This is a genomic window from Alcaligenes faecalis (assembly GCF_009497775.1).
GTDB lineage: Bacteria > Pseudomonadota > Gammaproteobacteria > Burkholderiales > Burkholderiaceae_B > Alcaligenes > Alcaligenes faecalis_D.
Map to the genome: position 1 here is coordinate 3,475,983 of NZ_CP031012.1, position 11,937 is coordinate 3,487,919.

The window sequence follows — 11,937 nt, forward strand, 5'->3', positions numbered from 1 at the left end:
CTTTTTTATTGCCTGATGACTTAGTCCTGAGCCATCTGACGCAGCACAAAGCGCTGCAGCTTGCCCGTTTCGGTACGAGGCAAGGAAGCCACAAACTCGATAGCACGCGGGTATTTGTACGGAGCGGCATTCTCCTTCACAAAATCCTGCAGCTTTTTCTTGAGTTCATCACTGCCGCTAAAGCCGGGCTTGAGCACAATGAAAGCCTGCACAATCTGGCCGCGCTCTTCATCCGCCGCACCCACCACGCCACACTCGGCCACCGCTTCGTGCTTGAGCAAGGTGCCTTCCACCTCTGGGCCAGCAATGTTGTAGCCCGAAGAAACAATCATGTCGTCGTTACGGGCCTGGTAGTACAGATAGCCGTCTTCGTCCATCTTGAAAGTATCGCCAGGGAAATTCCAGCCGCCCTGAACAAACTGCTTCTGACGCTCGTCATTCAGGTACTTGCAGCCTGTTGGCCCTTTAACGGCCAAACGGCCTACCGTACCGACTGGCACCGGATTCAGATCATCGTCCAGAATCGTGGCGACATAACCGGGCACCACTTGGCCAATCGCCCCGGCACGCACTTTTTCTGGCGGGCTGGACACGTACACATGAATCATTTCCGTGCCGCCAATGCCGTCCGTCATCTCGATGCCGCTAGCCTGTTTCCAAAGCTGACGCGTCGCATCGGGCAAGGCTTCACCTGCCGACACGGTGGCACGCAAACTGGCCAAGGAGTAACGATCCACCAAACCGGCCATCTGACGATAGAAGGTGGGCGCGGTAAAGCTCATGGTCACTTTGAAGCGATCAATCATGCCCAGCAGATCGGAAGGCGTCAGACGCTCCAGCAAAACAGTCGATGCACCTACACGCAGCGGGAAACACAGCAGACCGCCCAGGCCGAAGGTGAAAGCCAAAGGAGGCGTACCGCAGACCACATCATCCGGGGTCAAACGCAGCACGTGGCGCGAGAAGGTATCGCACATTGCCAGCACATCGCGGTGGAAGTGCATGCAACCTTTGGGCTGGCCGGTCGTACCGCTGGTGAACGCGATCAGGCAAATATCGTCAGCCGCCGTATCGCAGGCGGTGAACGCTTCAGGCTTGTCAGCCAGCAAGGCTTCCAGACCACTAGCACTGTCATCGTTAAAGCACAGCAGTTGCTTCAGAACAGGCGTGTAGGAATCGTGTGCGGAGTCCATGCAGTGCTCCAGCTCTTCACGCAGGCGTTCGTCACACAGGACAGCATGGATCTCAGCCTTGTCCAGAATGGTCTTCAGCTCCACCGCACGCAGCAAAGGCATGGTGGGAACCGTCACCAGACCGGCCTTGATGCTGGCCAACCAGCAGGCGGCCATCATGGGGTTATTGGGGCCACGCAGCAAAACCCGGTTGCCGGGCACCAGCTTCATGTCCTCAACCAGAACATGCGCAATACGGTTGGTCAGCACGTCCAGCTGCTTGTAGGTCAGGCTGCGATTCTCATCGCCCTGTGCCCACTGCAAAGCCACGCGATCACCATGCCCCGCTACAACCTGCTCTCCCAACAGCGCCACAGCACAATTGAGACGAGCGGGATAGTCCACATCCGGATTTCCTTCCAGCAACATCTCTGGCCACCACTCCATGGGTGGCAGATTGTCGCGTGCAAAGGTATCAAGGTGCGCTGAACGTTCCATCCTTATCTCCTGCGTAGATTACGCCCCACTCAGGCGTAGACCTTGACCCATCAAAGGCGCCAGCCAAATTGGCAAGGTCTATATTGTTTAGTTCTAAAGGATATTAGCAAAAAAAACGCCCCAGTATCAGCAATCCCGACTACGGGTTATCCGCAGTAGCGCATCATCCTCAGCTGTTTCAGGAGGTATCCTAGACTGGCCCAGGGATCCCTGAAGCCCTTGCGTGTGCAACGCAAAATTCAATAATAAATTTCAGGATACAAGAAATAAATCGATCCGCAGCATGCATTTTTTTCAATTAAGAAAAATTGCGGCAAGCATTATTTTTGAAACAAAAAAAAGTATCAAAAAAAGCAGGAAAGTGATTAAGCAAACAGGCGATACACAGGCAAATGCCTTATACTTCAACTAAATAATCACTTGAATTTAGCCAGTTTATCGCGTCGGATCAAAGTTAGAGCGCCGTCCGAAGATTATTCAAAGCCGTGGCCCTAAAAGTAAATAGCAGACAGGAGTTTGCATTTCTTTACCCAATGCTTTGCCTGCTCTGCCGGTGCTTTCTATCAAGTTGATTAATTTAAGCTTAAAAACGAATTTACTTTGATCTGTCGCAATGTCAAACTTCGAACCAGCCCCTAAGATACCCACCAAGCTAACCCAGCTTGCTCATGGCTGCGGTCTGCGTCCTTCAAAGCTAAATATTTTGGACATGCACCATTAAGGCAAGCTATCTATGATCATGAACGATATCCCCGCTTCCGCCGTCGCCGATGCCGCTCCCGACTTGGAAAGCCGTGCCCATAGCGACGACCACTTCGACACCCGCCTGTGGCTACGCTTGATGGCCTGCACCAATCTGGTTGAAGGCGAAATCCGCAGCCGTCTGCGTACCGAACACACCACTACCCTGCCCCGCTTTGACCTGATGGCGCAATTGCAGCGTCAGCCCGCCGGCATGAAAATGAGCGAGCTGTCCCGCCACCTGATGGTCACCAACGGCAATATCACGGGCATTACCGATCAGCTGGAAAAAGAAGGTTTGGTCGAGCGCATCAAGGTGCTCACCGACCGTCGCAGCTCCCTGATCCGCCTGACACCCAAGGGCAAGCGCCAGTTCAAGAAAATGGCCGCCTCCCACGAACAGTGGTTGCAGGAGATGTTTGCCAACCTGTCGGAAAAGGCACGCGTCAGCCTGTTTGAAGCCCTGGGCGAACTCAAACTGATCACTCGCAACAACGTTGCCATGGCCGCTCGCGAAAGCTAAGAAGACCGCGCGACCAAAGCTATGCTCAGGCGGCTCAAAGCAAGTATCATTACTGCTTTGAGCCGCCTTTAACATTGTTTTTCGGATCGCGTCATGGCCGTCAATCTGTTCATCCCCTCTGAATCTGATATTCACCCCGTTGCCGGTGTCAAAATCGGTATTACCGCAGCTGGTATTCGCAAGGCCAACCGACGCGACCTGACCGTGTTTGAATTGGCCCCTGGCACCAGCGTGGCCGGTGTGTTCACCACCAACCGTTTCCGCGCCGCCCCGGTGCAAGTGTGCGAAGCGCACTTGGCAACCCACGATGGCATCCGCGCCCTGGTTATCAATACTGGCAATGCCAACGCTGGCACAGGTCAGCCTGGCCTGGAAAAAGCCCAGCAAACGTGTACCGAAACCGCACGCCTGCTGAACATCCTGCCCCAGCAAGTGCTGCCTTTCTCCACCGGCGTGATTCTGGAACCCCTGCCTATGGATCGCCTGCTGGGCGCTCTGCCTGCAGCGGTGAACGATCTGGCCGACAACAACTGGTTCAATGCTGCTCACAGCATCATGACCACCGACACGCAGCCCAAAATCGTGTCTCGTCAGATCCAGCTGTCGGGTAAAACCGTCACCCTGACCGGCATCAGCAAAGGCGCGGGCATGATTCGCCCCAATATGGCCACCATGCTGGGTTACCTGGCTACGGACGCCGGTATTGCTCCAGAGCTGCTGCGTGATATGTGCCGTCTGGCAGCAGACCGCTCTTTCAACCGCATCACGGTTGATGGCGACACCTCCACCAACGACTCCTTCATCATCATGGCAACCGGCCAAAGCGGTGTCACGGTAGAGTCGATTGCAGACCCGAACTACAACACCTTGCTGGACGCCCTGGTCGACGCCTCGCGCGAACTGGCCCAGAAAATCGTGCGTGACGCCGAAGGTGCCACCAAGTTCATGACCATTCAGGTTGATGACGCCGGCTCCAGCGAAGAAGCCCTGAAAGTGGCTTACGCCATTGCTCACTCGCCTCTGGTGAAAACCGCCTTCTTTGCCTCCGACCCGAACCTGGGCCGTATTCTGTGCGCTATCGGTTATGCCGGTATCACCGATCTGGACGTCAACAAGCTGCGTCTGTGGCTGGGCGATGTGCTGGTGGCCGTGGACGGCGGTCGCAACCCCGACTACCAGGAAGACGACGGCCAGCGCGTCATGAAGGAAGCCGAGATTCTGGTGCGTGTATCCCTGGGCCGTGGCCAACATAGCGAAACGGTCTACACCTGCGACTTCTCGCACGAGTACGTGACCATCAACGCCGACTACCGCTCCTGATAAAAAAACCGCTTCCACCCCATCGGTGAAAGCGGTTTGGCAGTTCAGACAGGCCCGCCTCTGGCGGGCTTGTTCTATTTCTTGCCCATGCCCTTGAGCAGCGAGAGCACTGCCAGAATCAAGAACACAACAAACAGAATCTTGGCAATTGAGGCAGCACCGGCGGCAATACCGCCAAAACCCAGAACAGCCGCCACAATGGCAATAATGAAAAAGACTACAGCGTAGTGAAGCATACGATTCTCCTCATCATCAGTACGTACAGGATCAATGCTTTGTCTGCCGGGCCGCTTGGCTTGCGGTTCAAGAAATAGCGATCAGACAAAGTCCGGCTCCTTCTTCACTAACGGTCGTACTTGTCGTAGAAATCCTTTACTTCGCGCTCCGCCTCTTCGCGGGTACGGCCATAACGCTCCTGCACCAGGCCAGCCAGTTGAGTGGCATCGCCCTTGATCTTGGCCCAATCATCATCAGTGATCTCGCCCCACACGCTGCGAGCCTTGCCGGCCAGTTGCTTCCATTTGCCTTCGATCGTGTCTTTATTCATACCGCCTCCCCTTTTCAGGTTCAAAAATAAATGACTTACGCTCTGTAAACGCAACACCCCTACCGTAGCGGATACACGCTCTTGCAAAGGCCACAGATTGAGGAAAAGTGTAATAGTTTGGGGCCAGACCCTGTTTTGCATGAATTCCGGCCTCTTGCCCGCCACTGCGGGCCCCAGGACGACCTTCTTCCCCAGGTGATCCTCTGGCAGAGGAAAGGATTGGATGCAAAATACTGACAGGAGAAGGCCCAAGCCATTGACAGCAAAGCCTTTTTGCCCTATTATTTTTTGCTTGGCATTTTGCGTGTCAAGATTTTTTTATGTTAGATGGCATGGTAGCGGGCTGTTATTGGCCTTTTAAGCGATGCCTGTTTGACTCTTTAAGGGATTCCCTATGTACGCGGTTATAAAAACCGGCGGTAAGCAATATCGCATTACTGCTGGCCAAAAACTCAAAATAGAACAGATACCGGCAGACATTGGGCAAGAAATTTCGCTTGACCAGGTTCTGTCCGTCGGCGAAGGTGAAGCACTGCAAATCGGTGCTCCTTTCGTTGCTGGTGCTGTGGTCAAGGCTACTGTTCTTGCGCAAGGCCGTCACGACAAAATCAAGATTTTCAAAATGCGCCGTCGCAAGCACTACCGCAAAACGCAAGGCCATCGTCAAAACTACACCGAAATCCGCATCGAAGCGATCAACGCCTAAGTTGTTGCTAAAAGCGAATTTGGTATTTTCTTCATCTAGGAGCTAAAGAAATGGCACAGAAGAAAGGCGGCGGCTCTACGCGGAACGGCCGTGACTCACAGGCCAAACGTCTGGGCGTTAAAGTCTACGGCGGTCAGGTAATTTCGGCTGGCGGCATCATTGTTCGTCAGCGCGGCACTCAGTTTCACCCCGGCGTGAACGTGGGCATTGGTAAAGACCACACCCTGTTCTCCCTGGTCGATGGCAAAGTTAAATTTTCCATCACTGGTGCTCTGAACAAGCGTACCGTTTCGGTCGTTGCTGGCGAATAAGCCACCCGATCAAAGCGTACTCGCTGCGAAAAAGCCCTGCCGCCCTAGGCAGGGCTTTTTTTATGCATGGCCCCTGCGCCATCCTGAAAACCCGCACACCCGGCTTAGCCAGTCTCCCTACGGCCACAGCAAGAGATTAAAAATCGGCCACTATCACGGCACATACCGGCAGATAAGCCAATCTCCTATACACTAAGCAATTGGGGTTTTTGTTTAAAATGGTCTGCTCCCAGACCAGCAGCCCATACGGTTCTGCGGCCCCTGGACCTATACAGCACTCATCACCATGAAATTCGTAGACGAAGCGACCATTGAAGTGGTCGCAGGCAAAGGTGGAAACGGCGCTGCCAGTTTCCGCCGAGAAAAATTTATTGAAAAAGGTGGCCCCAATGGCGGCGACGGTGGACGCGGTGGCAGCATTTATGCCGAGGCCGACCGTAACGTCAACACCTTGATCGACTACCGCTACGCCCGCCTGCACCGCGCTCGCAACGGCGAAAACGGCCGTGGGTCCGACCAATACGGCGCGGGTGGTGAGGACATCACCCTGCGTGTGCCCGTAGGCACCATGATTTTTGACGCAGAAACCGGCGAGCAGCTGTTTGACATGAAGCGTCATGGCGAAAAAATCACCCTGGCCCAAGGCGGCTCTGGTGGTTTGGGTAACCTGCACTTCAAATCCAGTGTGAACCGTGCCCCGCGTCAATTTACCTACGGCAAGGAAGGCGAGCATCGCAAGCTGCGTCTGGAGCTGAAGGTACTGGCTGATGTCGGTCTGCTGGGTATGCCCAATGCCGGCAAATCCACGCTGATCACCCGTATTTCCAACGCCAAGCCTCGCATTGCGGACTACCCCTTCACCACCTTGCACCCCAACCTGGGTGTGGTGCGTTCGTCCGAAGCACACAGCTTTGTGGTTGCCGATATTCCTGGCCTGATCGAAGGTGCTTCCGAAGGTGCTGGCCTGGGCCATTTGTTCCTGCGCCACCTGACCCGCACCCGTATCCTGCTGCATCTGCTGGACGTATCCAGCCTGGATCCGGACGAGGATATCGTCACCAAAGTGGCAACAGAAGCACGCGCTATTGTTGAAGAGCTGCGTCTGTACAGTGAAGAGCTGTACGCCAAGCCCCGTTGGCTGGTTCTGAACAAGCTGGATATGGTGTCCGACCCCGAAGATCTGAAAGCTCGTCTGCTCAAAGAGCTGAACTGGGAAGGCCCGGTCTTTGGCATCTCCGCCCTGACCGGCGTGGGTACGCAGGATCTGGTGTATCAGTTGCAATCCTGGCTGGACGAAGAAAGCCGCAAAGAGCATATCGAGCAAGATATTGCCGACGGCACCCATATTTACGACGAGAGGTTTGCCCCAGACTGATCGTGCTACACAGGTCCAGGGTTTAGACTCCAGGACCGAACCCCAAAATGCCCGGAAGACGCGGTTGAACCAACCGCCCTACTCCTGGCATTTTCTCTATTTACACGCCAAGCGATGGATTTCTGAACTCGTCATGCAGCACTCTTCTCATTCTGAATCGGCCGTTGCACAATCGCGCCGATTGGTTATTAAAGTAGGTTCGTCCCTGGTCACCAACGAGGGCAAGGGGATTGACCTGGATGCCGTGGAGCAATGGGCTACCCAGATTGCTCAACTGCATGCCCAAGGCAAGCAATTGGTGCTGGTATCCAGCGGTGCCATTGCCGAAGGCATGGCCCGCCTGGGCTGGCCGCGCCGACCGAAGGCCATGAATGAGTTGCAAGCGGCGGCAGCCGTTGGCCAGATGGGCTTGATTCAAGCCTATGAAGTGGCTTTTGCCCGCCACGGTGTGCGCACCGCCCAGATCCTGCTGACCCATGAAGACCTGGCAGACCGTCACCGCTACCTGAATGCGCGTGGCACCATCAACACCTTGCTGGACCTGGGTGTGGTGCCCATCGTGAACGAGAACGATACGGTGGTCACGGATGAAATCCGTGTGGGCGACAACGATACTCTGGGCGCGCTGGTCACCAATCTGATCGAAGCCGAAACCCTGATTATCCTGACCGACCAGGCTGGCCTGTACAGCGCCGACCCACGCAGCAACCCTGATGCGCAGTTCATCTCGCTGGGACAAGCAGGCGACCCAACACTGGAAGCCATGGCAGGCGGCTCGGGCAGCAATATCGGCACCGGCGGCATGATCACCAAAATTCTGGCCGCCAAGCGCGCTGCGCAAAGCGGTGGCCACACCATTATTGCGTCGGGCCGTGAACAACAAGTGCTATCGCGTCTATCGCAAGGCGAACGCATAGGCACAGAGCTGCGTGCCACCCTGCCCGTGCGCTCGGCTCGTCAACGCTGGCTGGTTGACCAACTGCGTGTGCGTGGTCGCGTGTCGCTGGACGAAGGCGCTGTACGTGCGCTGGTAGATGGTCACAAGAGCCTGCTGCCCGTGGGTGTCACCCATGTAGAGGGCGAATTCGACCGTGGTGATGTGGTGGCTTGCGTAGACAAGCACGGTGTGGAATACGCCCGTGGTCTGATCAACTACTCCTCGGACGACACCCGCCGCATCATGGGCCAGCCCAGCCACCTGATCAATGAATTGCTGGGTAGCGAACACGATACGGAGCTTATCCACCGCAACAATATGGTGTTCCCGCGCAGTGCACCGGACCAGGACTAATCCTTGACCCCTACCCTGCCCGCCTGTTGAAATAGACGGATAAAACGTATCGAATTGCGACAGTACGCGCGGTCTTTGCGCGCCTGATCGCGACACTTCCCCTTTCGGGCGATGCGCCCAAGGAACCGTATGAAGATCCTCGTGCTAGGTGCTGGCGTAGAAGGCGTAACCAGCGCTTATTATCTTGCCCGCCAAGGACACAGCGTAACGGTCATCGACCGCATGGCTGGGCCCGCTCTGGAAACCAGTTTTGCCAATGCCGGTCAGTTGTCCTTTGGCTATGCCTGCCCCTGGGCTGCGCCGGGTATCCCGCGCAAAGCCATCAAGTGGATGTTCGACGAGCACCCTGCGCTGACCATCCGACCGGATGGCACGCTGACACAAATCAAGTGGCTGCTGGCCATGTGGCGCAACTGCACGGCAGACCGCTACGCCATCAATAAAGAACGCATGGTGCGTCTGGCTGAATACAGCCGTCACTGCATGGCCGAGCTGCGCGCCCAGACCGATATTCAATTCGAGCACCGCGCCCAAGGCACCTTGCAGTTGTTCCGTACGCAAAAGCAGCTGGACGGTATTGCAGCCGACATCGAGGTTCTGAAAGAAGCCGGTGTACCGTACGAGCTGCTGTCTGCTTCTGAGCTGCACACAATTGAACCGGCTCTGCGCCACGTAGAGCACAAACTGAGCGGCGGCCTGCGCTTCCCTGAAGACGAAACCGGCGACTGCCAGATGTTCACCCGTCGCCTTAGCGAGCTGGCTGAACAGGAAGGCGTGGAGTTCCGCTGGAACCAGAACATTCAGCGCATTCACAGCAATGGCACGGAGATCAGCGGCGTGCAAAGCTCCGACGGTCTGCTGACCGCCGATGCTTACGTGGTGGCCTTGGGTTCCTGGTCTACGGGTCTGATGAAAGACCTGCAAGCCATCCCGGTCTACCCTTTGAAGGGCTACTCCATTACCGCCACGATTGCGGACGCCTCGCGCGCGCCTCAATCCACTTTGCTGGATGAAAGCTACAAGATCGCCCTGACCCGCTTTGACAACCGCATTCGTGTGGGCGGCATGGCCGAGGTAGTGGGCTTTAACAAGCGCCTGAATCCCCGCCGTGAGCAGACCTTGCTGATGGTCTTGAACGACCTGTTCCCCGGCAGCTATCAAAGCGACGCAGACCTGCATTTCTGGACCGGCCTGCGTCCCAAGACGCCGGACAGCACCCCGATTGTGGGCCGCAGCCGCTACTCCAACCTGTTCCTGAACACCGGCCACGGTACGCTGGGATGGACCTTGGCTACCGGCAGTGCGCAACTGCTGGCTGACCTGATCAGCAACAAAGAGCCTGCCATCCGTTCAGACGACTTGTCGGTGCAGCGCTACTACTAAGCCCCTGCCCTCGCAGCAAGAACAAAGGCTCTGCCGGTTTGACCGACAGGGCCTTTTTCAACTGCCCTGCCCTAATGACGCGTGGACTCGGCCAGCAACTGGCAATTGGCGGCAAACATATAGCCCCAGTTATGAATCGAGCGGATAGGCAACACCGTCCCACCCTGGTTGAATTTGCGCCGCATACGGCTGACCAGAACCCCCAGGCGATTGATATGCAAGGCACCGGGCGGATTGCTGATCACATCCGTTTTACTGGCGACGGCTCGCATCAGCTCGTAATGACTGGCCCGGCGATCTTCCTCACGCAGCAAGCGGACAATAAAGGCGCGCTCCGTGCTGGTCAGGCTAAACGAGATACCCACGGGCGATATCAAGGCCCAGCCCTCCTGATCCAGCACCCATTCCTGAGTTACCGACGGTTCGGGGATGATGGGCATTTGCATCATGCGCCGCTGCAAGCTGTGCAAACTGGCTGCCAGCAACTCCAAAGACGCGTCCCTGGGACAAAACTGATCCCCGCCGCTATGCAAGGCTTGCAGCATGGCCGAGTCCGTTGCGTCGGACTGCATCAGGATTCCAATTTGCGGACACAACATGCGCAAGCGCACGGCTGCCGAGCAGATTTCCGCCAAGGCCCCACCCAACCAAGCAATACATACCGAACCCGCATAACGGCCCCGCGTTTGGGCCAACTGCAATAAAGCCGTCGCATCCGGACAAAAAATAAGACGATAACCACGTTCCGCCAGAGCCTGAATTTTTTGTTCTAGTAAGCTTCGATCAGGGATAGCAGTGGCCAAGTACAGCACAACAGGACCGCCAGCAATTTCATTTGCAACCGACATAGTTGATACCTTAACTATAATGACATCTGATGACTATGCCGGACAGTATAAATCACGACTGTGATTTTTAATTAAAACCATCGTGTTTGGCTTTACATCAACAATCTGTTGTGTGAAACATTTCTCCGAACGCCTTCGCCACGCACGTCAACATCGCGGTCTTTCTCAGGCAGATTTGGCACGTCTATGCGGATTGACCCAGAGCGCCATATCCAATTATGAAAATGGCACTCGTAGAGACGCACGTGAAATTCTGGAGTTGAGCAGAGCCTTGAATGTCAGCGCTTTATGGTTGCGCAAAGGTATCGGCACGATGGATTTCACGAAAGACAGCTACACACTGTCCGAACCCCAGGATGGCCCTCCCATTGTTACCTGGCCCTTCCGTCTGTTTTCCGTCGATGAGGTGGTTGCTTTGGCAGATGGCGAACGTGATTTGCTGGATCGCACTTTGCGTCATTTACTGGACGGCATGAAAAAGCGCTAGGCCCGGCTTTTTTTCTATCCACCGAAACCGCCCAGACCATCAAGCACCACTGGTATTCAAGCTCTTGGCACAGGCTTGAGGCTGACAAATCTGGTGCTGCACCCATCTTAAGCTTCTCTTTGCTTCATTCAGCTTATTGAGCTGGACAGTTTTATCACATACGACATTTTTACTCAAAACCATCGTGCAGGGCGTTCCATGAACAATCTGTACTGTGAAACACTTCTCTGATCGCCTCCGCCACGCCCGCCTGCAACGCGGCTTTTCCCAAGCCGAACTGGCTCGTCTGTGCAACCTCAGCCAAAGCGCCATCTCCAATTACGAGAGTGGCACGCGGCGTGACGCGCGCGAAATTCTGGATCTGGCCAAAGCTCTGAATATCAGCGCCCAATGGCTAAAAAACGGGCTGGGCAATATGGAGCTGAGTGCAGCCCATGCAGCCACCTTGCAAGACTCCGGCGAAGGCCCACCGATTGTGACCTGGCCTTTCAACCGCTTTTCCGTGGACGAGATTGTGGCTTTGCCACCTAAAGAGCGTGACCATCTGGATCAAACCATCCGTCACCTGCTCAACGGTATGAAAAGAAAATAAGCCTTATACGTCCACAAGCAGCGCCAAGATACCTATACTTGTCAGCACGCAGGGGTACTCGCCATTTGGCGGGTTGAGATAAACCCTCGTACCAGTACGGATAATGCCGATGCTGGGAGCGTGTGCCACAGGTGCAATGCCTG

13 protein-coding genes, 1 pseudogene and 1 riboswitch are annotated in these 11,937 nt (G+C 55.5%); of the genes and pseudogenes, 10 read left to right on the plus strand and 4 right to left on the minus strand.

The features are described 5' to 3' along the window. Positions 1-20 precede the first annotated feature (20 nt). The gene (locus DUD43_RS16040; RefSeq protein WP_153231066.1) at positions 21-1,670 is read right to left on the minus strand and encodes an AMP-binding protein; all 1,650 of its coding nucleotides are present in this window, start codon (positions 1,668-1,670) and stop codon (positions 21-23) included. Positions 1,671-2,403: 733 nt separating this feature from the next. Here DUD43_RS16040 and DUD43_RS16045 point away from each other — a divergent pair. Both DUD43_RS16045 and argJ read left to right on the plus strand, forming a co-directional pair. Next, a complete protein-coding gene (locus DUD43_RS16045) occupies positions 2,404-2,934 on the plus strand; it encodes a MarR family winged helix-turn-helix transcriptional regulator (protein WP_153231067.1) in 531 nt (176 codons plus the stop codon). 93 nt (positions 2,935-3,027) lie between these two features. Then, positions 3,028-4,254, plus strand: a complete 1,227-nt coding sequence (argJ, locus tag DUD43_RS16050; protein ID WP_153231068.1) for a bifunctional glutamate N-acetyltransferase/amino-acid acetyltransferase ArgJ — start codon at positions 3,028-3,030, stop codon at positions 4,252-4,254. Between the two features lie 74 nt (positions 4,255-4,328). Here the strand turns inward: argJ and DUD43_RS16055 are convergent, their stop codons facing one another. After that, on the minus strand, positions 4,329-4,490 hold the full coding sequence (locus tag DUD43_RS16055; RefSeq protein ID WP_153231069.1) for a DUF1328 domain-containing protein: 162 nt from the start codon (positions 4,488-4,490) through the stop codon (positions 4,329-4,331). A 107-nt stretch (positions 4,491-4,597) separates the two neighbouring features. Next, positions 4,598-4,801 carry a CsbD family protein gene (locus tag DUD43_RS16060; protein WP_094197753.1) on the minus strand — a complete coding sequence of 68 codons (204 nt, stop codon included), beginning with the start codon at positions 4,799-4,801 and terminating at the stop codon, positions 4,598-4,600. 394 nt (positions 4,802-5,195) lie between these two features. Here DUD43_RS16060 and rplU point away from each other — a divergent pair, with 394 nt between their 5' ends. From rplU to DUD43_RS16085, 5 genes are all read left to right on the plus strand, one after another. Further along, on the plus strand, positions 5,196-5,507 hold the full coding sequence (gene rplU / locus DUD43_RS16065) for a 50S ribosomal protein L21 (protein ID WP_003801901.1): 312 nt from the start codon (positions 5,196-5,198) through the stop codon (positions 5,505-5,507). 50 nt (positions 5,508-5,557) lie between these two features. Further along, positions 5,558-5,818, plus strand: a complete 261-nt coding sequence (gene rpmA / locus DUD43_RS16070) for a 50S ribosomal protein L27 (RefSeq protein ID WP_009460566.1) — start codon at positions 5,558-5,560, stop codon at positions 5,816-5,818. Between the two features lie 286 nt (positions 5,819-6,104). After that, entirely contained in the window at positions 6,105-7,193 is a 1,089-nt protein-coding gene (obgE, locus tag DUD43_RS16075) for a GTPase ObgE (RefSeq protein WP_153231070.1), read from the plus strand. A gap of 133 nt (positions 7,194-7,326) precedes the next feature. Beyond that, a complete protein-coding gene (proB, locus tag DUD43_RS16080) occupies positions 7,327-8,484 on the plus strand; it encodes a glutamate 5-kinase (protein WP_042486473.1) in 1,158 nt (385 codons plus the stop codon). A 129-nt stretch (positions 8,485-8,613) separates the two neighbouring features. Next, on the plus strand, positions 8,614-9,867 hold the full coding sequence (locus tag DUD43_RS16085; protein ID WP_153231071.1) for a D-amino acid dehydrogenase: 1,254 nt from the start codon (positions 8,614-8,616) through the stop codon (positions 9,865-9,867). Positions 9,868-9,938: 71 nt separating this feature from the next. On the opposite strand, the gene DUD43_RS16090 is transcribed toward DUD43_RS16085, so the two are convergent. Further along, positions 9,939-10,715: a helix-turn-helix domain-containing protein gene (locus DUD43_RS16090; protein ID WP_153231072.1), complete on the minus strand. Its 777-nt coding sequence runs from the start codon at positions 10,713-10,715 to the stop codon at positions 9,939-9,941. 112 nt (positions 10,716-10,827) lie between these two features. Here DUD43_RS16090 and DUD43_RS19280 point away from each other — a divergent pair. The 3 genes and pseudogenes from DUD43_RS19280 to DUD43_RS16100 all read left to right on the plus strand — a co-directional run. After that, a pseudogene (locus tag DUD43_RS19280) lies at positions 10,828-11,010 on the plus strand (helix-turn-helix domain-containing protein); the annotation flags it as partial. A gap of 18 nt (positions 11,011-11,028) precedes the next feature. Beyond that, entirely contained in the window at positions 11,029-11,202 is a 174-nt protein-coding gene (locus DUD43_RS19285; RefSeq protein ID WP_228125978.1) for a hypothetical protein, read from the plus strand. Between the two features lie 214 nt (positions 11,203-11,416). Continuing rightward, on the plus strand, positions 11,417-11,794 hold the full coding sequence (locus DUD43_RS16100; protein ID WP_042486484.1) for a helix-turn-helix domain-containing protein: 378 nt from the start codon (positions 11,417-11,419) through the stop codon (positions 11,792-11,794). A gap of 40 nt (positions 11,795-11,834) precedes the next feature. Next, positions 11,835-11,929, plus strand: a riboswitch (TPP riboswitch). Positions 11,930-11,937: the final 8 nt, after the last annotated feature.